We start from the raw sequence: 23,039 nt of genomic DNA on the forward strand, positions 1-23,039 counted from the left end.
GATCGGCCGGGCGCGGAGACGACAGAGAGGAGGAGTTCTCATGGTTCTCGTTCGTCAGGAAATCGGCGATGTCCTTCGGGACTTCCGCTTGCAGAAGGGCCGGACCCTCCGTCAGGTCGCGTCCAAGGCCAGCGTCGCACTCGGGTACCTCAGTGAGGTCGAGCGCGGACAGAAGGAAGCCAGTTCGGAGATCCTCGCATCCGTCGCGGACGCGCTGGACACCCCGATCTCGACCATCATGCGCGAGGTGGGCGACCGCCTCGCCGTCGTGGAGGGCCTGACCGCCGTCCCGGACACGCTCCCGGACGAGCTCGTCGCCGAGTTCGACAACGACCTCGCGGTGCGCTGAGACGCACTGCCCTCCCGAACGCCCCCGCCGGTCCGCCGGCGGGGGCGCTCGTCGTCCGGGGGTCGGTCTACCCTTGACGGATGCGCGTGAGTGAGTTCTGGCGAGCCGTCGACCAGGTGTTCGGGGAGGCCTACGGGGCCGTCGTTGCACGGGACGTCGTGCTCGAGGACCTCGGCGGCCGGTCCGCGGCGGACGCCATCGCCGCGGGGATCGACACCCGCACGGTGTGGGACGCCCTCTGCGACTCGCAGGACGTCCCGCTCGACCGTCGGCACGGCAAGGGCCTGATCGACCCGCCGAACTGAGGTCGGTGCACCCGAACACGTGTTCGGCGTGTCGCTCGAACGCGTGTTCGACCGGTGGTAGCTTCCTCCACAGCGGCGTACCCGGCGGATTCCTTCCACAGGCAGCGTGGTGACCGGCAGTGATGTCGGTGGCCCGCCCTAGGTTCGGAGTCATCGGGAACACCCGAAGCCTTGTCCGAGAACCCCTGGCCCTGCACCACCGGCCGCGGGGGATCGGACAGCCTACAGGCGGCAGACACCGAGCAGAAGGACCACCACCATGCCATCACCCGCAGACCGCGAGAAGTCCCTCGAGACCGCACTCGCGCAGATCGACCGGCAGTTCGGCAAGGGTGCTGTCATGCGCCTCGGCTCGGACGAGCGCGCCCCGGTCGCCACCATCCCGACCGGCTCCGTCGCGCTGGACGTCGCGCTGGGGATCGGTGGGCTGCCGCGTGGCCGCATCATCGAGATCTACGGCCCGGAGTCCTCCGGCAAGACCACGCTCACGATCCACGCGATCGCGAACGCCCAGCGCAACGGTGGCATCGCGGCCTTCATTGACGCCGAGCACGCGCTCGACCCCGAGTACGCCAAGGCCCTCGGTGTCGACATCGACGCCCTCCTGGTGTCGCAGCCGGACACCGCCGAGCAGGCCCTCGAGATCGCCGACATGCTCGTCCGCTCGGGGTCCATCGACCTGATCGTCATCGACTCCGTCGCCGCGCTCGTGCCCCGCGCCGAGATCGAAGGCGAGATGGGTGACTCCCACGTGGGTCTGCAGGCACGCCTCATGTCGCAGGCGCTCCGCAAGCTCGCCGGTGGGCTCAACCAGACGCAGACCACGATGATCTTCATCAACCAGCTGCGCGAGAAGATCGGTGTGTTCTTCGGTTCCCCCGAGACCACCTCCGGCGGCAAGGCGCTCAAGTTCTACGCGTCGGTCCGTCTCGACATCCGTCGCATCGAGACCCTGAAGAGCGGCACGGACGCCGTCGGCAACCGCACCCGCGTCAAGGTCGTCAAGAACAAGATGGCGCCGCCCTTCAAGCAGGCCGAGTTCGACATCCTGTACGGCACGGGTATCTCGCGAGAGGGCTCGCTGCTCGACTTCGGTGTCGACCACAACATCGTCAAGAAGTCGGGTGCCTGGTACACCTACGACGGCGACCAGCTCGGGCAGGGCAAGGAGAACTCCCGTTCCTTCCTGATCCAGAACCCCGAGATCGCCGCTGACATCGAGGGCAAGATCCTCGCGAAGCTCGGCATCGGTGGGGCCAAGCCCGCCGCCGACGCCGCTCCGGTCGAGTCCATCGAGCCCAAGCTCGCGCGCAAGGGCGCGTGACCAGCCGCAACGACGACGACGCGGACCTCGCACCGGTCACTGACCTGTTCGGTGCGAGGACCCGTCGTCGTGCGGAGGCGTCCAGCGCCGAGGACGACGCAGCCGTACCTCCGGTGTCGTCTGACCCCGCGCGTCCGTCGTCCGTGTCGTCCCGTCCGTCGTCCTCGTCGTCACGGATCGCTCCGGTCGCCGACATCACCGGCGTCGACCCCGCGGGGCCATCCGTGGACGACGACGGCGACCACCACGTCGACGACACGACGGATGCCGACGCGGACAGCCCCGTCCCGATCGGTGGGCCGCGCGGGCAGGCCACGTGGGTGTCGCCGGTCGTCGGTGACGGCACCGGTCGCACGGCCCGGGCCGAACAGTCCGGGTACGACGACGACGGCGCCGACGCGACCACCGCCTCGGTCTTCTCGATCAGCGGGGGCGAAGAGATCGACCCCGCCGACGCGCCCCGTCCGCTCGACGAGCAGCGCGCGGATGCCGAACGCCTAAGCATGCGTGCGCTCGGTCGCAAGGGCGTGAGCGAGTCCGAGCTGCGGACGATGCTCACGGGCAACGACCTCGAGCCCGACGTCGTCGAGCACGAGATCGAACGACTCACCCGGGTGGGGCTCCTCGACGACGTCGCGCTGGCCACCGACCTGGTGGACCGGCTGCACGACCGCAAGGGCCTCGGCCGCCAGGGTGTCGTCGCGGAACTGCGACGCCGCGGCATCGGGGCAGAAGCCATCGACGCCGCACTCGACGCCGCTGCGGAGGACGAGGACGACGAGTTCGTCCGGGCGATCGAGCTCGCGCAGAGGCGGGCCGGACAGCTCCGTGGACTCGACCGTGCCACGGCCGAGCGACGACTCTCCGGGTTCCTCATGCGCAAGGGCTACAACGGCGGCGTGGTCCGGATCGCGGTCGAGCGTGCGCTCTACGGCGGCGGCCCGAAGCCCGGCGGACCGCGCGGTACCGTCCGCTTCGAGTAGCGACGAACGACGGCCATGGTGCGTCACCGTGAGAATTACACTGTGACGACCATGGCCACCGTCGCAGCGCGCCCCCGCACCTACGAAGTCCGCACCTACGGGTGCCAGATGAACGTGCACGACTCGGAACGGCTCAGCGGGTCGCTCCAGGCGTCCGGGTACGTCGCCGCTGACGGCGAGCAGGCCGACGTCGTCGTGATCAACACCTGCGCCGTGCGCGAGAACGCCGACAAGCGGCTCTACGGCAACCTCGGGCTCCTCGCCGGCATCAAGCGCGAGCACCCGGGCATGCAGATCGCGGTAGGCGGGTGCCTGGCGCAGAAGGACAAGGCCGTCATCCTCGAGAAGGCGCCGTGGGTGGACGTCGTCTTCGGCACGCACAACATGGGGTCCCTGCCGACGCTGCTCGAGCGTGCGCGGCACAACGGCGAGGCGCAGCTCGAGATCCTCGAGTCGCTCGACGTCTTCCCCTCGACGCTGCCGACCAAGCGCGAGTCGACGCACAGCGGCTGGGTGTCGATCTCCGTCGGGTGCAACAACACCTGCACGTTCTGCATCGTGCCGTCGCTGCGCGGCAAGGAGAAGGACCGCCGGCCAGGGGACGTCCTCGCCGAGGTCCAGGCGCTCGTCGACGACGGCGCCATCGAGGTCACGCTGCTGGGGCAGAACGTGAACTCCTACGGCGTCGAGTTCGGTGACCGCCAGGCGTTCAGCAAGCTCCTCCGCGCGACCGGGCAGATCGAGGGCCTCGAGCGCGTGCGCTTCACGAGTCCCCACCCGGCGGCCTTCACCGACGACGTCATCGACGCCATGGCCGAGACGCCGAACGTCATGCCGCAGCTCCACATGCCGCTGCAGTCGGGGTCCGACCGGGTCCTCAAGGCCATGCGCCGCAGCTACCGCAGCGAGTGGTTCCTCGGGATCCTCGACCGCGTGCGCCGAGCGATGCCGCACGCGGCGATCTCGACCGACATCATCGTCGGCTTCCCCGGCGAGACCGAGGCGGACTTCGAGGACACGCTCCGGGTCGTCGAAGCGGCGCGCTTCGCCACGGCGTTCACGTTCCAGTACTCCATCCGCCCCGGCACGCCCGCGGCGACGATGGACGACCAGCTGCCGAAGGAGATCGTGCAGGCGCGGTACGAGCGGCTCGTGGCGCTGCAGGAACGCATCACCGCCGAGGAGAACGCGAAGCAGGTCGGCCGGACGGTGGAGGTGCTCGTCGCGACGGGGGAGGGCAAGAAGGACGAGGCCACCCACCGGCTCTCCGGACGCGCCGAGGACTCCCGCCTGGTGCACTTCTCGGTCCCGGCGGGGTCGGACGTCCCCCGCCCGGGCGACGTCGTCACCGTGGAGGTCACCCGGTCGGCGCCGCACTTCCTCATCGGCGACGGAGACGCCCCCCTGCGCATCCGTCGCACCCGTGCCGGCGACGCCTGGGACCGTGCCGAGGCCGAGTCCTGCGGCGTCCCCACGCCCGCGGCGCCGGGCGCCGGTCCGAAGCCGGTGTCGCTGGGCCTGCCGTCGCTCCGTGTCGGGCGCTGACACCCCCGGGCAGCTGATCGCGGTCGTCGGGGCCACCGGGACGGGCAAGTCCGACCTCGCGATCGCGATCGCCGACCGGCACCGCGACCAGGGCCGCACGGCGGAGATCGTCAACGCCGACGCGATGCAGTTCTACCGGGGGATGGACATCGGCACCGCGAAGGTGCCAGAGCACGAGCGCCACGGCATCCCGCACCACCAGCTCGACGTGCTCGACGTCACGGACGAGGCCAGCGTCGCCGCCTACCAGCGCGACGCCCGCGCGACGATCGACCGCGTGCTCGAGGAGGGCGGCGTGGCCGTGCTCGTCGGCGGCAGCGGCCTGTACGTGTCGTCGGTGCTCCACGACCTCGACTTCCCGGGCACCGACCCGGAGCTCCGCCGTGCGCTCGAGCAGGAGCACGAGGACCACGGGCCGGCGCCGCTGCTGGCCCGGCTGCGCGACCTCGACCCCGAGGCCGCCGCGACCATCGACGCCCGCAACCCGCGGCGGCTCATCCGCGCCGTCGAGATCGCGAGCCGGTCGGACCGCGTCACCACGAGCCTCCCTGCCGCGCCCCGCGCATGGCGACCGGCCAGGGTGCTGCACCTGCGTCGTGACCGCGAGCAGCTCGTCGCCGCGCTCCACGAGCGCGCCGCACGCATGTTCCGGGACGGCCTCGTCGACGAGGTCGCCGGCCTCCGCGACCGCGGGCTGGAGCAGGGCCGGACCGCGCGCGCGGCGATCGGCTACGCGCAGGCGTTGGACGTGCTGCGCGGGGAGGCCAGCGTCGAGGACGCGGTGGAGGCCACCGGCATCGCGACGAGGAAGTACGCGCGACGACAGGTGTCCTGGTTCCGCCGGTACTCCGAGGCCGAGGAGCTCGACGTCACGGGAGCGGACCGCGACGGCCTGACGGCGGTGGCCCGTAGGATCGTGCCGTGACCGAGCTGCACTTCACCAAGGGCCAGGGGACCGGCAACGACTTCGTCCTGTTCGCCGACCCCGACGCGACGGTCGACCTGACCCCGGACCGCATCCGCGCGATCGCCGACCGGCGCTTCGGCGTGGGCGCGGACGGCGTCATCCGGGCCGTGCGGTCCGACGCCATCGCGGAGGGCCGCGCCATCGTCGCCGAGGACCCCTCGGCCACCTGGTTCATGGACTACCACAACGCCGACGGCACGGTCGCCGAGATGTGCGGCAACGGCATCCGTGTGTTCGCGCGGTACCTGACCGAGTCGGGGCTCGTCGACCTCCAGCCCGGGGAGACCCTCTCCGTCGGCAGCCGCAAGGGCATCGTCGACATCCAGCGGCAGGCGAACGGGTTCGCGGCGGACCTCGGGCGATGGGGCCTGGGGATCGAGGGCGGCGGCGCGGACGACGTGCTCGTCCGCGCGAAGAACCTCGACCGCGCCCGACCAGGCCTCGGTATCGACGTCGGCAACCCGCACGTGGTCGTGGCCCTGGCGACCGAGGACGAACTCGCGGGCCTCGACCTCACCTTCATCCCCGTGCTCGACCCCCCGCCGGCGGCCGGGGCGAACGTCGAGTTCGTGCTGCCGGGCGAGCCCCTGGTGCAGGACGGCATCGGGCAGATCACGATGCGCGTGCACGAGCGGGGCAGCGGCGAGACGCTGTCGTGCGGCACGGGTGCCGTGGCGGCTGCCCTGGCGACGCGGCACTGGGCGGGGTCCTCGGCGCCGGACACCTGGCGCGTGCGGGTCCCCGGCGGGGTCGTCACCGTGCGGATGTTCGCGGCCGAGGACGGCGAGCACGTGTCGCTGGCCGGGCCCGCGGAGCTCGTGTTCTCGGGGGACCTGACGGTCTGACGGGTGGGGCGGGGCGGGCTGGCGCTGGCCGTTCGGCTCGTGGTGCCAGCCGTTCCGCGTGGTGCGAGGTTCCGCACCCGGTGCGAGGCCACGGCCGCGCACGGCGTGCGCAACCTCGCACCGGCCGGGCCAGCGCGCACGGTGCGCGCTCCGGCCGGGAGGCTCGGCTCGGCTGGTCGACGTCGGTGACGATCGCCGTGCCTCCCGTCCGTACCCGCGCCCGGTGACAGGTTCTGCACTCGGTGCGAGGACACGGCCGCGCACGGCGTGCGCAACCTCGCACCAGCCGGACCAGCGCGCACGGTGCGCGCACCGGCCGGGAGGCTCGCCCCGGCTGGCCGACGCCGGTCACGTTCGCCGCGCCTCCCGTCCGTACCCGCGCCCGGTGCGAGGTTCTGCACTCGGCGCGAGGCCACGGCCGCGCACGGCGTGCGCAACCTCGCACCAGCCGGACCAGCGCGCACGGTGCGCGCTCCGGCCGGGAGGCTCGGCTCGGCTGGCCGGCGTCGGTCACGTTCGCCGCGCCTCCCGTCCGTACCCGCGCCCGCGCCCGGTGCGAGGTTCTGCACTCGGTGCGAGGACACGGCCGCGCACGGCGTGCGCAACCTCGCACGAGCCGGGCCGGCGCCCAGCCGCCGCGGCGCCTACTCCGCCGTGCGCCGCACCCGCAGCACGCGGAACCCCTTGTCCGTCGTCGCCCGGGTGACCTCGTACGACGCACCGAGTGCCTCGCCCAGCCACTTCTGCAGGGAGTCGCCGCCGAGGTCCTTCGAGACGACGAGCCAGGCGTCGCCCGCGACCTCGAGCCGGGGGAGCCAGGTCAGCAGGATCGCGTGGAGTTCGTCCTTGCCCACCCGGATCGGCGGGTTGGACCAGATCGTGCGGAAGCGCAGGTCGGCTGGCACGTCGGACGGCAGCGCGATCGACACGTTCGCGGCGCCGGCGGTCGCAGCGTTCTGCCGCGCCAGGTCCAGCACCCGCTCGTTGACGTCGACGCCCCAGACCTGGGTGTCCGGGGAGCGCAGGGCCATCGCGATCGCGAGCGGCCCCCACCCGCAGCCGACGTCGAGCAGGGCGCCGTCGGTGGCAGGCTCCGGCACCGCGTTCAGCAGCACGCGGGTGCCGCGGTCGAGCCCGTCGGGGCTGAAGACGCCGGCAGCGGTGGTCAGCGACAGCGAATGCCCCGCCAGGGTGACCTCGATCTGCCGGGGCCGAGCCTGGCTCTCCGGGGTGGCCGAGAAGTAGTGGTCGTTCGCCATGGAAGAACCGTACCGGGAACCCCGTGTGTCCTGAGGGCGCCGGAGGTACCCTGTGGACAGCATGACGGAACCCAACAACCAAGCTGAAGGCGACGGCGTCGTCGAGCGCGTGCTGCGCAACGCCGACTCGCGAGCCAGCTCGTCCATCTTCGCCCCGGCGCAGGCCATCCAGACCCGATCGGTCGACGACTCCGGCTGGTCCGGCGACGGCGACCAGTACGACCGTGAGGACCGCGCAGCGCTGCGTCGCGTCGCGGGCCTCTCCACCGAACTCGAGGACGTCACCGAGGTCGAGTACCGGCAACTCCGGCTCGAACAGGTCGTCCTCATCGGCGTGTACGCCCAGGGCGACGCCGCCGACGCCGAGAACTCCATGCGGGAGCTGTCCGCCCTCGCCGAGACCGCGGGTGCCGTGGTCCTCGACGGGCTGCTGCAGCGCCGCCCGAACCCCGACCCGGCGACCTACCTCGGCAAGGGCAAGGCCGAGGAGCTCGCGATGGTCGTCAAGGCCACCGGCGCGGACACCGTGATCGCCGACACCGAACTCGCGCCCTCGCAGCGCCGTGCGCTCGAGGACGTCGTCAAGGTCAAGGTCATCGACCGCACGGCCGTGATCCTCGACATCTTCAGCCAGCACGCCAAGACCAGAGAGGGCAAGGCGCAGGTCGAACTCGCGCAGCTCGAGTACCTGCTGCCCCGCCTCCGCGGCTGGGGTGAGTCGATGTCCCGCCAGGCCGGTGGTCAGGTGTCCGGTGGTGCCGGCATGGGCTCACGTGGTCCCGGTGAGACGAAGATCGAGCTCGACCGACGTCGCATCCACACGCGCATGTCGAAGCTCCGGCGCCAGATCGCCGGCTTCGCCCCGGCACGGGAGGCCAAGCGCGCCGACCGGCACCGCAACGACGTGCCGAGCGTCGCCATCGCCGGCTACACCAACGCCGGCAAGTCGTCGCTGCTGAACCGCCTGACGAGCGCCGGCGTGCTCGTGCAGAACCAGCTCTTCGCGACGCTGGACGCCACGGTCCGCCGGACCGAGAGCACCAAGGGCCGCGAGTTCACCTTCGTCGACACGGTCGGCTTCGTCCGCAACCTGCCGCACCAGCTCGTCGAGGCCTTCCGCTCCACGCTCGAGGAGGTCGGCGAGGCCGACGTCATCGTGCACGTGGTCGACGGCTCGCACCCCGACCCCGCCGCACAGCTGGCAACGGTGCGCGAGGTGATCGGTGATGTCGGAGCGCGTGACATCCCGGAGATCGTCGCCTTCAACAAGGCCGACCTCATCGACGACACGCAGCGCATGGTGCTCGTGGGGCTCGCCCCCGACGCCGTGTTCGTCTCCGCACGCACCGGCGAGGGCATCCCCGAGCTGCTGCAGGCGATCGAGGACCGCCTCCCCGAGCCCGACGTGGAGCTCACCGTCGTCGTGCCGTACGACCGCGGCGACCTGGTCTCACACCTGCACGACGCGGGATCGGTCGAGTCCGTCGACTACGTCGAGGACGGCACCCGCCTGCGGGTGCGCGTCTTCCAGCGCCAGGTCGCCGAGCTGGACCCGTACGTGGTCGCGCCGGTCGCGTCCGTCTGATCCCAGCCGAACGGCCAGGAGGCTCGACCTGCGTTCGCAGGGCGAGCCTCCTGGCCGTTTCCGGTCACGTCCGGTGACCGGCGCGCTCAGAGCGAGCGGAGGACCGCGACGACCTTGCCGAGCACCGTGGCGGCGTCGCCGAGGATGGGCTCGAACGCGGTGTTCCGGGGGAGCAGCCACGTGTGGCCGTCCCGCTGCCGGAAGACCTTGACGGTCGCTTCCTCGTCGAGCATCGCGGCGACGATGTCGCCGTTGTCGGCGGTCTGCTGTGCGCGGACGACGACCCAGTCGCCGTCGCAGATCGCGGCGTCGATCATGGACTCACCGACGACCTTGAGCATGAAGAGGTCACCCGTGCCGACGAGCTGACGGGGCAGCGGGATGATCTCGTCGACGTGCTGCTCGGCCGTGATCGGGACACCGGCGGCGATCCGGCCGACCAGGGGCACGAGCGTGGTGGCGTCGACGTCGGGGCCGTCCACGTCCGGCGTCGGTTCGTCGACCAGCACCTCGAGGGCACGGGGACGGTTCGGGTCACGTCGGATCCAGCCGCCGAGTTCGAGCTGCCCGAGCTGGTGGGACACGCTCGACAACGAGGAGAGCCCCGCGGCGTCGCCGATCTCCCGCATGCTCGGCGGGTAGCCCCGGCTGGCGATCGACGCTCGGATCGCGTCGAGGATCGCCTGCTGCTTGGCCGTCAGCGGTTTCTGGACCCGCAGTTCGTCCGCCACGTCGTCTCGCCTTCTCGTCGGACCGTGGATGGCTGTCCCAGGAATGTCGGTGGTCCCCGTGAGACTTGTCCAAGTCAGTCGAAACAGTATCCGACCGCACTCTGCCGGACAAACACCTGTTCGAGCGTGTCGCACAGAAAACCGCCCCGATCTGCCCCGGGGGACTTGTGCGTCGCATCGTTCGAACGTATGTTCGGTACAGGGCTTCGGGTCATCCGAGCAGGAAGGCACAACGACATGAGCACCATCGGCGTCATCAACGGCAGCACGATCAGCAGCAGCGGCCTCGCTGGCATGCACGGCACGGTCGTTCGTTCACGGCTGCGCCTCACCCGCCGCGGCCGCGTCGTCTTCACGACACTCGCGGCGCTGCCGGTGCTGGTCGGTGTCGCGGTCTTCGCGTTGAACGGTGGGCAGGCCTCGGCCGGCAACACCTCCGCGGACGTGCACTTCCAGACCGTCACGGTCGAGCCCGGCGAGACGCTCTGGCAGCTGGCCGAGCAGACCGCTCCGAACGCCGACCCGCGCGACTTCGTGCAGGACGTCGTGAGCCTCAACGCGCTCGACGGCTCCGGCGTGCAGGCCGGCGAGCAGCTGGCGATCCCGGCGAAGTACGCGGACACGAAGGACGCCGACACGAAGTAGCCCGTCCGGACGGCCGGGCGCCACACGGCCCGACCGCTCTACGATGGATCGGTGGCATTCACGCTCGAAGACCTCCCGATCCGAGACGACCTCCGCGGTCTGAGCCCCTACGGCGCTCCGCAGAAGCACGTCCGCGTGCAGCTCAACGTCAACGAGAACACGCATCCCGTCCCGCAGGACGTGGCCGACGACATCGTCGAGTCGGTCCGCCGGGCGCTCGGCACGGTGAACCGCTACCCGGACCGGGAGTTCACCGAGCTGCGTGAGTCCCTCGCCGGGTACCTCGGGCACGGGCTGGCAGCGGAACAGATCTGGGCCGCGAACGGCTCGAACGAGGTCATCCAGCAGCTCATGCAGGCCTTCGGTGGTCCCGGCCGCTCGGTCCTCGGCTTCCCGCCCACGTACTCGATGCACTCGATCATCGCCTCGGGCACCGGCACGCGGTGGATCCCGGCGGAGCGCGACGCCGAGTTCCGCATCTCCCCGGAGACCGCGACGGCTGCCGTGCGCGAGCACCAGCCCGACATCGTGTTCCTGTGCGGGCCGAACAACCCGACGGGCACGCCCCTCGAGCTCGCGACGATCGAGGCCGTCTACGACGCCACCGACGGCATCGTGATGGTGGACGAGGCCTACGCCGAGTTCATGCCGGTGGGACAGCCGACGGCGCTCACCCTGCTCCCCGGACGCGAGCGCCTCGTGGTGTCCCGCACCATGAGCAAGGCGTTCGCGTTCGCCGGTGCCCGTGTCGGCTACCTCGCGGCCCACCCGGCCGTGGTCGATGCCCTGCGCCTGGTGCGCCTGCCGTACCACCTGTCGGCGCTGACGCAGGCGGCCGCCGTCGCCGCGCTCCGGCACGCCCCGGAGATGCTCGCGATGGTCGACGACATCCGCGGGCAGCGGGACCGCATGGTGACCGAGCTGCGCGCGATGGGCTACACGCCGCACGACACCTGGTCCAACTTCGTGCTGTTCGGTGGCGTGGCCGACCCACAGGCCGCCTTCGAGTCGCTGCTCGACCAGGACGTCATCGTGCGCGACCTCGGCATCCCGAACCACCTCCGCGTCAGCGCGGGGACGGCGGAGGAGACCACCGCGTTCCTCGACGCCATGCGCCGGGTCACCGCCGAACAGCCGCCGGTTAGGGTTGCAGCATGACCGCCCGCACCGCCGAGATCACCCGTTCGACGAGCGAGTCGAGCGTGTCCCTGTCGCTCGACCTCGACGGCACCGGCACCTCCGACATCAGCACGAGCGTGCCGTTCTTCGACCACATGCTCACCGCGTTCAGCAAGCACTCGCTGATCGACCTGCGCGTGCGGTCGACCGGCGACACCGACATCGACGTGCACCACACCGTCGAGGACACCGGCATCGTGCTCGGCCAGGCGCTCAAGCAGGCCCTCGGCGACCGTGCCGGCATCGGTCGCTACGGCGACGCCCTCGTCCCGCTCGACGAAGCGCTCGCCCAAGCCGTCGTCGACGTCTCCGGTCGCCCGTACCTCGTGCACTCCGGAGAGCCCGAGGGCTTCGAGTACCACCGCATCGGCGGACACTTCACCGGGTCGATGGTGCGCCACGTGTTCGAGGCGATCACGTTCAACGCCGGGATCACCGTGCACGTCCGGGTGCTCGGCGGTCGAGACCCGCACCACATCGCCGAGGCAGAGTTCAAGGCGTTCGCCAGGGCCATGCGCCGCGCGGTCGAGCTCGACCCCCGCGTCGACGGCATCCCCTCGACGAAGGGCGCCCTGTGAGCACCGGTGGCAAGAACGTCGTCGTCCTCGACTACGGCTCCGGCAACGTGCACTCCGCGGCGAAGGCCCTGGAGCGTGCGGGCGCTGACGTCACGCTGACCTCCGACAAGCGCGCGGCGCTCGAGGCCGACGGGCTCCTGGTGCCGGGCGTCGGTGCGTTCGGCGCGGTGATCGACCAGCTCGAGAGCGTGCAGGGCGGCGAGATCGTCGACCACCGCCTCGCTGGTGGCCGACCGGTCCTCGGGATCTGCGTCGGCATGCAGGTGTTGTTCTCGCGCGGTGTCGAGCGGGGCGCCGACGTCGAGGGCCTCGCGCAGTGGCCCGGCACCGTCGACCAGCTCCAGGCCGAGGTGCTGCCGCACATGGGCTGGAACACCGTCGACGCCCCGACCGACTCCGTGCTGTTCGACGGCCTGCACGACGAGCGGTTCTACTTCGTGCACTCGTTCGGCGTCACGGACTTCCCGCTCGACGCCTACGGCCCCTTCCGTGCGCCGAAGCTCACGTGGGCCGAGCACGGGCAGCGCTTCATCGCGGCCGTGGAGAACGGCCCGCTCACCGCCACGCAGTTCCACCCGGAGAAGTCGGGGGAGCCGGGCATCCGGCTCCTGCGCAACTGGGTCGACTCGCTCTGACCCGCGCCGCGCCGGTGGCGTCGCTCGGGGCGGACCCGTGCCGAGCCTCCCGACCGGTGCTGTTCCACGACGGACCGGAGCCGGCGCATCCGCCAACCGGACCGCGAACCACCCACGACGAAACCGACAGGACCATGACCGAGCTGACCTCGACCCCGCCCCTCGTCCTGCTGCCCGCCGTCGACGTCGTCGACGGGCAGGCCGTCCGCCTGACCCAGGGCGAGGCCGGCAGCGAGACCGGCTACGGCGACCCGGTGGCCGCGGCCCGCACCTGGCGTGACCAGGGCGCGGAGTGGATCCACCTCGTCGACCTCGACGCGGCCTTCGGGCGCGGCGACAACCGCCGGGTCATCGCGAAGGCGATCCACGAGGTCGAGGGCGTGCAGGTGGAGCTCTCCGGCGGCATCCGCGACGACGCGTCGCTGAAGGCCGCACTCGCGACCGGTGCTGCACGCGTGAACCTCGGGACGGCCGCACTGGAGAACCCGGAGTGGGCCGCGCGTGTCATCGGTGAGTACGGCGACCAGGTCGCCGTCGGGCTCGACGTCCGCGGGACCACGCTGTCCGGCCGCGGCTGGACGAAGGAGGGCGGCGACCTGTGGGAGGTCCTCGACCGGTTGGAGGAGGCGGGCTGCGCGCGCTACGTCGTGACCGACGTGACGAAGGACGGCACCCTGCAGGGCCCGAACCTCGAGCTGCTCCGGAAGGTGTGCGACCGGACCGACCAGCCCGTCGTGGCGTCCGGGGGCATCTCCACGCTCGATGACCTCGTCGCCCTGCGGGAACTGGTGCCGCACGGCCTCGAGGGCGCGATCATCGGCAAGGCGCTGTACTCCGGGGCGTTCACGCTGCCGGCCGCGCTCGACATCGCCTCGGAGTAGTCGTGGCCGGCATCTCGAACGGCCGCGGGGGCGGACCCGAGGACGCGCACGACCACGGGCTCGCAGCGGCGGACTCCGCCGGGTTCCCGTGGGCCGGCCGCACCTTCGACAGCCACGACGACGCCTTCGCCGACGACGACGGCCTGGCCGACCCGGCCGTCCTGGCGGCGATCGCCGCCCTGGAGGATGGCGGATCGCAGGCCGCAGTGGTATCGGCACTCGCCTCGGCCCGCCTGCTCATCCCGCTCGTCGCCGAGGCGGGCGAGGTCGGCCAGACCCCCGACGGACGCCTGGTCGACAAGACGCAGGAGCTGTCCATCGTGACGGTCGCCGGACCGGACGGCCGCACGGTGATGCCGGCGTTCACCTCGGTCGCGGCGATGCAGGCCTGGGACGCGACCGCACGGCCGATCCCGGTCGAGGCCCGTCGCGTCGCGATGGCCGCCGCGAGCGAGGACACCCAGCTCGTCGTGCTCGACCCGACGTCGACGAGCGAGTTCGTGCTCCGTCGCCCAGCGGTGTGGGCCATCGGGCAGGACCTGCCGTGGGCACCGTGCTTCGAGGACCCTGCCGTGGGGCAGGCCTTCGCGGAGTCGGTCGCGGGGGAGTCGGCCGTGGCACGGGTCGAGCTCGCGCCGGGGGACCCCCTCGGGCGGTTCGCCGGGCCGGAGCTGACCGTCGGGCTCGCGCTGCACCCGGGGCTCGACCGCGAGCAGGTCGGGGAACTCGTGGGCCGGCTCCAGCAGCGGTGGACCGCGGACGCCGTCATCGCGGAGCGGGTGGACAGCATGCGGGTGGCGTTGCGGCCAGCCTGAGCCGAAGGCACGCGTGCTGCGGCACGGCGGTGCGGGCCCGGTCTCGGCGTGGTGCGCCGGTACGATGACCAGGTGAGCACCAACCCGACGACCCAGTCCGGCACCGGCGAGACCACCTACGGTCCGACCGGCCGGCCCGTTCGGGCGTTCCCCATCCCCGAGGAGCTCGACGGCCACGGCCCGGCCCGCATCATCGCGCTGTGCAACCAGAAGGGTGGGGTGGGCAAGACCACCACGACCATCAACCTCGGCGCCGCGCTCGCGGAGTACGGTCGCAAGGTCCTCGCCGTCGACTTCGACCCGCAGGGCGCCCTGTCCGCGGGCCTCGGCGTGCGCACCCACGACATCCCGACGGTCTACGACCTGCTCATGGGCTCCATCAAGGACCCCAACCAGGTCATCCAGCCGACGAACACCCCGTACCTCGACGTCATCCCGGCGAACATCGACCTGTCGGCCGCCGAGGTCCACCTGGTGAACGAGGTCGCCCGCGAGCAGATCCTGGCCAGCGTCCTGCGCAAGGTCGCCGGCGACTACGACGTGATCCTCGTGGACTGCCAGCCGTCACTGGGCCTCCTCACCGTGAACGCGCTCACCGCGGCGCACGGTGTGCTCATCCCGCTCGAGTGCGAGTTCTTCGCGCTGCGCGGCGTGGCCCTGCTCATCGAGACGATCGACAAGGTGCGGGACCGCCTGAACCCCGCCCTGCAGCTCGACGGCATCCTCGCGACGATGTACGACTCGCGGACGCTGCACTCGCGCGAGGTCATGGAGCGCGTCGTCGACACCTTCGACGACCGCGTGCTCGACACCGTCATCTCCCGCACCGTGAAGTTCCCCGACGCCACCGTGTCCGCGCGTCCCATCACGCAGACCGCGCCGGACCACGCCGCGGCGCACTCGTACCGGCAGCTCGCACGGGAGCTCGTCCAGCGTGGCGCCGTCGCCTGATCCCGCTGCCGCTGGCACGCCCGCTCCTGCCGGCACCCCCGCTGGTGCGGACGGCCCTGCTCCCGCTCCGGCGGGCGCCCCGGGCTTCCGCGTCCGCCTGCGGAACTTCGACGGGCCGTTCGACCTCCTGCTCTCGCTGATCACCAAGCACGAGCTGGACATCACCGAGGTCGCCCTCGGCGTCGTCACCGGCGAGTTCATCGCGTACGTGCGCCAGGCCGAGTCGGTCGACGAACTCGACGAGGCGAGCGAGTTCCTCGTCGTCGCGGCGACCCTGCTCGACCTGAAGATCGCCGGGCTCCTGCCGCAGGGCGAACTCGTCGACGCCGAGGACGTCGCACTCCTCGAGGCCAGGGACCTGCTGTTCGCCCGGCTCCTGCAGTACCGCGCGTTCAAGCAGGCCGCCGGCTGGTTCGGCACGCGGTGGGGGACCGAGTCGCGCCGGCACGCGCGGAGCGTCCGACTCGAGGAACGGTTCCGCGCCCGCACCCCCGAGCTCGTCTGGACCCTGACCGTGCAGGACTTCGCCGCGCTCGCGACGCTGGCCTTCGCCCCGCGGGAGATCCCGACGATCGGGCTGGACCACCTGCACGCCCCGCTCGTGAGCATCCGCGAGCAGGCGGCGGTCGTCGTGTCGATCCTCCGGACCCGTGCCGAGTCGGGCGATCCCGACGTCGCGTTCCGGGAACTGGTCGCCGGGGTCGACACGGCGGGTATCGTTGTGGCTCGTTTCCTCGCGATCCTCGAGCTGTACCGCACGGCGTCGATCACCTTCGAGCAGGACGAACCGCTGGGGGAGCTCACCCTGCGGTGGACCGCGGAGCACTGGACCGACGAGAGCCTCGCCAATCTTGGAGCCGACTATGACGGATGACGTCCACGACGTCTCGAGCGCCGAACCCGGCGGGGCGGACGAGCTCGCCGACGCACGGGCGATCGAGCACGCGATGCGCGCACAGGCAGCGGCGAGGCACGACGTCGCCGCCGACGTCGCCGTCGACCGGCAGCTCGAGGCCATCCTGATGATCGCCGACGAACCCCAGTCCCTCGTCGCGCTCGGCACGGCCGTCGGCGCTCCCGTCCCCGTCGTCCGCCAGGCCGTCGAACGGCTCGTCGCGGACTTCGACGGCGTCGACGGCACCGTCCGTCGCGGCTTCGAACTCCGCGAGGTCGGCGGCGGCTGGCGCTTCTACGTCCGCGCGGACCTCGACGACGTCGTCGAGCAGTTCGTCGAGGCCGAACGCCCGTCACGCCTGTCGCAGGCCGCACTCGAGACGCTCGCCGTCGTCGCCTACAAGCAGCCCATCACGCGCTCCCAGATCGCGTCGATCCGCGCCGTCAACGTCGACGGCGTCGTCCGCACCCTCGTGGCCCGCGGTCTCATCGAGGAGTCGTTCACCGACTCCGAGACCGGAGCCATCAACTACGTCACATCCGACCTGCTCCTGCAGCAGCTCGGCATCAACTCGCTCGAGGAACTGCCGCTCATCTCGCCCCTCCTGGAGGACGGCGTCGACGGCTTCGAGCAGAACGAAGGGATCCCTGATGGCCGCGTATGAGGACAGACGAGACGACGGCCGGTCCGGCGGACGCCCAGACCGGTCAGGAGGCTCGGACCGCGCAGGTGGACCGGGTCGCGCTGGTGGTGCTGGTCGCTCCGGCGGTGCCGGTCGCGACGGCGGTGCCGGCCGCTCCGGGTACGGCTCGGACCGTGGTGGTTCGGGTGGGTCCGACCGTGGTGGTTCCGACCGGGGCGGGTACGGCGGGCGTTCCGGCGCTCCTGCCGGACGTTCGGGTGGGTACGGCTCGGACCGTGGTGGTTCGGGTGGGTCCGACCGTGGCGGTTCGGACCGTGGCGGGTACGGCGGGCGTTCCGGCGCTCCTGCCGGTCGTTCCGGTGGGTACGGCTCGGACCGTGGTGGTTCGGACCGCGGCGGGTACGCCGGACGGTCCGGTGGGCCCGGCCAGCGGGACGACCGCGGAGGACAGCGCGACGACCGCGGGTACGGCCGCCGTGACGACCGTCGTGACGACCGCCCGCAGGGACGCCGCGACGACGACCGCGGGTACCGCCCGCGCCAGGACGACCGCGGCGCACCCCGTCGGGACGACCGTGGTGCGCCGCGCAGCGACGACCGCGGGTACGGGCGTCGCGACGACGACCGGAGCGCTCCCCGTCGTGACGGCGGCTTCGTCCGCCGCGAGGACGACCGCGGTGGCCGTCGGGACGGCGGCTTCGTCCGCCGGGACGACGACCGTGGCGGCCCCCGCCGTGACGACCGTGGTGCTCCGCGCCGTGACGACCGCGGTGCTCCGAGGCGCGACGACGACCGTGGGTACCGACCCCGTCAGGACGACCGTGGTGCTCCGCGCCGTGACGACCGTGGCACCGGCGACCGTGGGTTCCCGCGCCGCGACGACGACCGTGGGTACCGCCCTCGTCAGGACGACCGTGGTGCTCGGCGCCGCGACGACCGAGGCACCGGCGACCGTGGCTTCCCCCGCCGCGACGACCGCGACGCCCCGCGCCGTGACGACCGTGGTGCCGCCGACCGCGGCCCTGCCCGTCGCGACGACGACCGGGGGTACCGCCCCCGCCAGGACGACCGCGGCGCTCCCCGCCGCGACGACCGTGGCGCCCCGACCGGCGACCGTCGCTCGGCCCCGACCGGCGACCGTCGCTCGGCCCCGACCGGCGACCGTCGGACCGAGCGCCCCCGGTGGAGCTCGTCCGACAAGGACCAGCGCGACCGCCGCGAGGACCGCGACCGCCGCGACGACCGTCGCAGCGCCCCTCGAGAGGGCAGCGACGCCAGCCGCGTCTGGCACAACGGCCGTCGGTACGTCGGCGGCACGGCCACGGTCCGCAACAAGGCGACGACCCCGCGGCCCGCTGGGCAGCGTGACGACCACGGCGCACCGCTCGAGGGCACCCCGGAACGGCCGATCATCCCCGAGTGGGACGCGGACGGTGCCGCTTCAGCCCCCGAGCAGCTGCAGCCCGAGGGCGAGCGCCTGCAGAAGGTCATCGCCGCCGCCGGTGTCGCGTCCCGTCGTGTCGCCGAGAACCTGATCGCCGAGGGCCGGGTCTCGGTCAACGGCGAGGTCGTCGAGGCACTCGGTCGTCGTGTCGACGCCGAGAAGGACGAGATCACCGTCGACGGCGTCCCCGTGCAGGTCGACACCTCGCGCCGGTACGTCCTGCTGAACAAGCCGACGGGCGTCGTGTCGAGCATGCTCGACGAGCGCGGCCGTCCGGACCTGTCCCAGTACGTCGACAAGTACGAGGAACGGCTGTTCAACGTCGGACGGCTCGACGCCGAGACCGCGGGCCTGCTCCTGCTGACGAACGACGGCGCGCTCGCCCACGTGCTCGCGCACCCGTCGTTCGGCGTCGCGAAGACCTACGTCGCGAAGGTCGCGGGCAACGTGAACCCGGCGACCGTGCAGCAGCTGCTCGACGGTGTGGACCTCGAGGACGGCCGGATCGCCGCCGACAAGGTCCGTCTGCTCGAGTCGTCGCGGGGGGAGTCCCTCCTCGAGCTGACCCTGCACTCCGGCCGCAACCGGATCGTCCGGCGCATGTTCGACGCCGTGGACCACCCGGTGCTCGAGCTCGTCCGCCGATCGTTCGGTCCGCTCCACCTCGGCACCCTGCCGAGCGGTCGGACCCGCGAGCTGAGCGGCGTCGAGCTCGGCGGCCTGCTCGGCATCGCCCGCAGCGCCGGTGCGGACGCGCGCTCCGGCCCGGACTCCTCGGAAGAGGACACGACCGACTGACCGACGGTCGTCATCACCACCATCACCACCGAGGCCGGGCGCTGTGCGTCCGGCCTCGGTCGGTAGGCTTGCCGCGTGACCACGCCCACCCCGCACGACCCGACCGCCGAGGTCGACCGCCGGCTGCGGGGACCCGTCCGGATCGTCGGCACCGGCCTGCTCGGCGCGTCCATCGGCCTCGGCCTCCGGCAGCAGGGCGTCGACGTCATCCTCGACGACGTCTCCCCGGCCGCACTGGCGCTCGCCGTGGACTACGGCGCGGGTCGCCGCCCGTCGGAGCACGACGCCCCGGAGCTCGTCGTCGTCGCGGTCCCGCCGGACGTCACGGCGCAGGTCGTCGCCCGCGAACTGACCGCACACCCCGACGCCGTCGTCACCGACGTCGCCAGCGTCAAGTCGGTCCCGCTCGAGCGGCTCAGGGCCGTCGGCGCCGACGTCTCGCGCTACATCGGCTCGCACCCGATGGCCGGCCGCGAGCGCAGCGGTCCCACGGCCGCCCGCGCCGACCTGTTCATCGGCCGCCCCTGGGTCATCGCCGGGCACGATGACATCACCTACCGTCGTGCCGCCGTGGTCGAGGCCCTCGCGCTCGACCTCGGCGCGACCGTGGTCCCGATGGAGCCCGGCCCGCACGACCAGGCCGTCGCGATCATGTCCCACGTGCCGCAGCTCGTGTCCACGCTCATGGCCTCCCGACTGCGGGACGCCCCCGAAGCCGCACTGGGCCTGGCCGGCGGTGGCATCCGCGACGTCACCCGCGTCGCGTCGAGCGACCCCGGCCTCTGGGTCCAGATCATCGGGGCAAACGCCGCGCACATCCGGCCCGTGCTGGTCGACCTGCAGGGCGAGCTCAGCCGGCTGATCGACGCCCTCGACGACCCGGAGGCCCCCGGGGCACCGCGGACGATCGCCGAGACCATGGCGTCGGGCAACCGCGGCGTCGAACGCCTGCCGGGCAAGCACGGCACCACCAGACGGTTCGCCCAGGTCGTCGTCCTCGTCGACGACCGACCCGGGCAGATCGCCGACCTCCTGACCGCCATCGGCGAGATCGGCATCAACCTCGAGGACCTGCGCCTCGAGCACTCACCGGGCGCACCGATCGGCATCGTCGAGGTGTCGGTCGTCCCCGAGCAGGAACAGCGGCTCATCGAGGAACTCGAGGGCCGCGGATGGAGGATCGCAGCAGCATGGGCCTGAACGACGACGGACGCACCAACGACTCCGGGATCACCGGCGGGCCGAGCGGCCCCGACACCGGTCTCCCCACCCCCGGCGACCAGCCGGGGCCGGTGACCGGACCCTCCGGTGGCACCGACGGACTGGGCGGCGGCGAGCCGGGCCTGACCCGCGACCCGATGCCCGCCGGGCTGGCGGACGGCGCCTACGTGGCGAAGTTCGTCATCGCGGTGGACGGTCCCGCCGGCAGCGGCAAGTCGAGCGTCTCCCGCGCCGCGGCCCGTCTGCTCGGCTTCGGGTACCAGGACACCGGCGCCGCCTACCGTGCGCTGGCGTGGCACGCGCTCCAGCAGCAGGTCGACCTCGACGACCCCGCGGCCGTCCTGGCGAGCTGGGACACCTTCGACTACACGATCGGCACCGACCCCGACGCCTACTTCGTCCGCGTCGGCGACACCGACGTGACCGATGCCATCCGCACCCCGGACGTGACCGCCGCGGTGGCGCACATCGCCAAGCTCCCCGAGGTCCGCGCACGCCTGGTGCAGCTCTTCCGGACCGTCATGCGCAGGACCGACGCCCAGGGCATCATCACCGAGGGCCGCGACATCACGACCGTGGTCGCACCCGACGCCGAGGTCCGCATCCTGCTGACCGCCGACGAACAGGTTAGGATGGCACGGCGCTCGGCAGAGGTCTCGACCCAGTCGGCCGCCGACACCTCGGCAGCACTCGCCCGGCGAGACGCCGCCGACGCGAAGGTCGTCGACTTCATGAACGCCGCGGACGGCGTCACGACGCTCGACTCCACCGACCTCGACTTCGACCAGACCGTCCAGGCGGTCGTCGACCTGGCCCGTACGGCCGGACACTGACACACACACGCGACCACAGGGTCGCCGGCAAGGAACCCACCATGGCGCAACCGGACAACGGCCCAGAGCACGACGACTTCCCGGAGTACGACGAGTCACTGGGCGACCGACTCGCGAGCCTCGACGAGTCCGAGGCCGAGCAGCGGGCGACCGCGCTCCGGGCCGGGCTCGAGGACTACGACCTCGACGAGGAAGACGTCGCGCTCCTCGAGACCGCGCAGCTCGGCCCCGACGGCATCGCGTACCTGCCCGCACTGCCCGTGCTGGCGATCGTCGGTCGCCCGAACGTCGGCAAGTCGGCGCTCGTGAACCGCATCCTCGGCCGCCGAGAGGCCGTCGTGCAGGACGTCCCCGGCGTCACGCGTGACCGCGTCAGCTACAAGGCCGAGTGGAACGACCGCCGCTTCACCCTCGTCGACACCGGCGGGTGGGAGCCGGACGCCAAGGGCATCAACGCCTCGGTGGCGCTCCAGGCCGAGGTGGCGATCGACCTCGCCGACGCGGTCCTCTTCGTGGTCGACGTGACGGTCGGCATCACCGCGACCGACGAGCACGTCGTCAAGATGCTCCGCGGCACGGACAAGCCCGTCATCGTCGTGGCGAACAAGTCCGACGACGAGCGCCGTGACCTCGACGCCTTCGAGCTGTGGAACCTCGGGCTCGGCGAGCCGCACCCCGTGTCGGCGCTGCACGGCCGTGGCGTCGCGGACCTGCTCGACCTCATCATCACGACGCTGCCGGAGATCTCCGCCGTCGCCAAGCAGGAGCTCGGCGGTCCTCGTCGTGTCGCGATCCTCGGTCGGCCCAACGTCGGCAAGAGCTCGCTGCTCAACAAGGCGGCCGGCGAAGAGCGCGTCGTCGTGAACGAGCTCGCCGGCACCACCCGTGACCCGGTGGACGAGCAGGTCGAGCTCGGCGGCCGTGTCTGGCGCTTCGTCGACACCGCCGGCATCCGCAAGCGCGTGCACCTGCAGCAGGGCGCCGACTTCTACGCCTCGCTCCGCACCACGGCCGCACTCGAGAAGGCCGAGGTCGCCGTCGTCGTCCTCGACGTCACCGAGCCGGTCTCCGTGCAGGACCTCCGCATCATCGACCTGGTCCTCGAGTCCGGTCGTGCCCTCGTCCTGGCCTACAACAAGTGGGACCTCCTCGACGACGAGCGCCGCCGCTACCTCGAGCGCGAGATCGAACAGGACCTCGCGCACGTCGCCTGGGCCCCGCGCGTGAACATCTCGGCGCGCACCGGTCGGCACCTCGAACGCCTCGTCCCCGCCCTCGAGACCGCACTCGAGTCGTGGGACACCCGCATCCCGACCGGCAAGGTCAACGCCTTCATCGCCGAGCTCGTGCAGGAGCACCCGCACCCCGTGCGCGGTGGACGCCAGCCCCGGATCCTGTTCGGCACGCAGGCCGCCAGCCAGCCGCCGACGTTCGTGCTCTTCACGACCCAGTTCCTCGACCCGCAGTACCGCCGCTTCATCACGCGGCGGCTGCGCGAGGTCTGGGGCTTCGCCGGCACGCCGATCACCGTGAACATGCGTGTCCGCGAGCGCCGGAAGCGTACCTGATCCGATCCAGCACGACATGACGGCCGCCGGGGCGATGCTCCCGGCGGCCGTCGTCGTCCC

23 protein-coding genes are annotated in these 23,039 nt (G+C 72.0%); 21 read left to right on the forward strand and 2 right to left on the reverse strand.

Features of this window, described 5'->3' with window-relative positions; genetic code table 11:
- Positions 1-40: 40 nt before the first annotated feature.
- The 7 genes from OXR63_RS03120 to dapF all read left to right on the forward strand — a co-directional run bounded on the left by OXR63_RS03120 (position 41) and on the right by dapF (position 6,318).
- Entirely contained in the window at positions 41-349 is a 309-nt protein-coding gene (locus OXR63_RS03120; protein WP_071270824.1) for a helix-turn-helix domain-containing protein, read from the forward strand.
- Between the two features lie 80 nt (positions 350-429).
- Complete coding sequence (locus OXR63_RS03125) at positions 430-654, forward strand: DUF3046 domain-containing protein (RefSeq protein WP_267420007.1); 225 nt, start codon at positions 430-432, stop codon at positions 652-654.
- 259 nt (positions 655-913) lie between these two features.
- Positions 914-1,978 (forward strand): recombinase RecA, encoded by a 1,065-nt coding sequence (recA, locus tag OXR63_RS03130; RefSeq protein ID WP_071270830.1) that lies wholly within the window; start codon positions 914-916, stop codon positions 1,976-1,978.
- Complete coding sequence (locus tag OXR63_RS18305; RefSeq protein WP_267420008.1) at positions 1,975-2,961, forward strand: regulatory protein RecX; 987 nt, start codon at positions 1,975-1,977, stop codon at positions 2,959-2,961. Before recA ends, OXR63_RS18305 begins: the two co-directional genes overlap by 4 nt.
- Positions 2,962-3,012: 51 nt before the next feature.
- Positions 3,013-4,506 carry a tRNA (N6-isopentenyl adenosine(37)-C2)-methylthiotransferase MiaB gene (gene miaB / locus OXR63_RS03140; RefSeq protein WP_267420010.1) on the forward strand — a complete coding sequence of 498 codons (1,494 nt, stop codon included), beginning with the start codon at positions 3,013-3,015 and terminating at the stop codon, positions 4,504-4,506.
- Positions 4,493-5,431, forward strand: a complete 939-nt coding sequence (miaA, locus tag OXR63_RS03145; RefSeq protein WP_267420012.1) for a tRNA (adenosine(37)-N6)-dimethylallyltransferase MiaA — start codon at positions 4,493-4,495, stop codon at positions 5,429-5,431. Before miaB ends, miaA begins: the two co-directional genes overlap by 14 nt.
- Positions 5,428-6,318, forward strand: a complete 891-nt coding sequence (gene dapF / locus OXR63_RS03150) for a diaminopimelate epimerase (RefSeq protein ID WP_267420013.1) — start codon at positions 5,428-5,430, stop codon at positions 6,316-6,318. The genes miaA and dapF overlap by 4 nt, the downstream gene beginning before the upstream one ends.
- Before the next feature lie 644 nt (positions 6,319-6,962).
- Here dapF and OXR63_RS03155 read toward each other — a convergent pair.
- Positions 6,963-7,577 (reverse strand): class I SAM-dependent methyltransferase, encoded by a 615-nt coding sequence (locus tag OXR63_RS03155; RefSeq protein ID WP_267420014.1) that lies wholly within the window; start codon positions 7,575-7,577, stop codon positions 6,963-6,965.
- 61 nt (positions 7,578-7,638) lie between these two features.
- On the opposite strand from OXR63_RS03155, the gene hflX reads away from it, so the two are divergent.
- Positions 7,639-9,162, forward strand: a complete 1,524-nt coding sequence (gene hflX / locus OXR63_RS03160; protein ID WP_267420015.1) for a GTPase HflX — start codon at positions 7,639-7,641, stop codon at positions 9,160-9,162.
- Positions 9,163-9,248: 86 nt separating this feature from the next.
- Here the strand turns inward: hflX and lexA are convergent, their stop codons facing one another.
- On the reverse strand, positions 9,249-9,893 hold the full coding sequence (gene lexA / locus OXR63_RS03165; protein ID WP_267420017.1) for a transcriptional repressor LexA: 645 nt from the start codon (positions 9,891-9,893) through the stop codon (positions 9,249-9,251).
- Positions 9,894-10,130: 237 nt separating this feature from the next.
- On the opposite strand from lexA, the gene OXR63_RS03170 reads away from it, so the two are divergent.
- The 13 genes from OXR63_RS03170 (at position 10,131) to der (ending at position 22,979) form a co-directional block, all read left to right on the forward strand.
- Entirely contained in the window at positions 10,131-10,538 is a 408-nt protein-coding gene (locus OXR63_RS03170; protein ID WP_267420019.1) for a LysM peptidoglycan-binding domain-containing protein, read from the forward strand.
- A gap of 51 nt (positions 10,539-10,589) precedes the next feature.
- A complete protein-coding gene (locus tag OXR63_RS03175) occupies positions 10,590-11,696 on the forward strand; it encodes a histidinol-phosphate transaminase (protein ID WP_267420020.1) in 1,107 nt (368 codons plus the stop codon).
- The gene (hisB, locus tag OXR63_RS03180) at positions 11,693-12,295 is read left to right on the forward strand and encodes an imidazoleglycerol-phosphate dehydratase HisB (protein WP_267420021.1); all 603 of its coding nucleotides are present in this window, start codon (positions 11,693-11,695) and stop codon (positions 12,293-12,295) included. Before OXR63_RS03175 ends, hisB begins: the two co-directional genes overlap by 4 nt.
- On the forward strand, positions 12,292-12,930 hold the full coding sequence (hisH, locus tag OXR63_RS03185; protein ID WP_267420022.1) for an imidazole glycerol phosphate synthase subunit HisH: 639 nt from the start codon (positions 12,292-12,294) through the stop codon (positions 12,928-12,930). The genes hisB and hisH overlap by 4 nt, the downstream gene beginning before the upstream one ends.
- 134 nt (positions 12,931-13,064) lie before the next feature.
- On the forward strand, positions 13,065-13,811 hold the full coding sequence (priA, locus tag OXR63_RS03190) for a bifunctional 1-(5-phosphoribosyl)-5-((5-phosphoribosylamino)methylideneamino)imidazole-4-carboxamide isomerase/phosphoribosylanthranilate isomerase PriA (protein WP_194663226.1): 747 nt from the start codon (positions 13,065-13,067) through the stop codon (positions 13,809-13,811).
- A 2-nt stretch (positions 13,812-13,813) separates the two neighbouring features.
- Positions 13,814-14,626, forward strand: coding sequence for an SseB family protein (locus tag OXR63_RS03195; RefSeq protein ID WP_374116056.1), 813 nt, complete (start codon positions 13,814-13,816; stop codon positions 14,624-14,626).
- Between the two features lie 72 nt (positions 14,627-14,698).
- Complete coding sequence (locus OXR63_RS03200) at positions 14,699-15,577, forward strand: ParA family protein (RefSeq protein WP_071271005.1); 879 nt, start codon at positions 14,699-14,701, stop codon at positions 15,575-15,577.
- Positions 15,561-16,451, forward strand: coding sequence for a segregation and condensation protein A (locus OXR63_RS03205; RefSeq protein ID WP_374116057.1), 891 nt, complete (start codon positions 15,561-15,563; stop codon positions 16,449-16,451). The genes OXR63_RS03200 and OXR63_RS03205 overlap by 17 nt, the downstream gene beginning before the upstream one ends.
- 73 nt (positions 16,452-16,524) lie before the next feature.
- Positions 16,525-17,136: an SMC-Scp complex subunit ScpB gene (scpB, locus tag OXR63_RS03210; RefSeq protein WP_267420088.1), complete on the forward strand. Its 612-nt coding sequence runs from the start codon at positions 16,525-16,527 to the stop codon at positions 17,134-17,136.
- 1,387 nt (positions 17,137-18,523) lie between these two features.
- Positions 18,524-19,357, forward strand: coding sequence for a pseudouridine synthase (locus OXR63_RS03215; RefSeq protein ID WP_374116058.1), 834 nt, complete (start codon positions 18,524-18,526; stop codon positions 19,355-19,357).
- Between the two features lie 75 nt (positions 19,358-19,432).
- The gene (locus tag OXR63_RS03220; RefSeq protein ID WP_267420024.1) at positions 19,433-20,557 is read left to right on the forward strand and encodes a prephenate dehydrogenase; all 1,125 of its coding nucleotides are present in this window, start codon (positions 19,433-19,435) and stop codon (positions 20,555-20,557) included.
- A 158-nt stretch (positions 20,558-20,715) separates the two neighbouring features.
- Positions 20,716-21,411 (forward strand): (d)CMP kinase, encoded by a 696-nt coding sequence (gene cmk, locus OXR63_RS03225; protein ID WP_267420090.1) that lies wholly within the window; start codon positions 20,716-20,718, stop codon positions 21,409-21,411.
- A 41-nt stretch (positions 21,412-21,452) separates the two neighbouring features.
- Entirely contained in the window at positions 21,453-22,979 is a 1,527-nt protein-coding gene (gene der, locus OXR63_RS03230) for a ribosome biogenesis GTPase Der (protein WP_267420025.1), read from the forward strand.
- Positions 22,980-23,039: the final 60 nt, after the last annotated feature.

Origin of the sequence: Curtobacterium sp. GC_Cur_3 (assembly GCF_026544205.1) — a bacterium.
Classification (GTDB): domain Bacteria; phylum Actinomycetota; class Actinomycetes; order Actinomycetales; family Microbacteriaceae; genus Curtobacterium.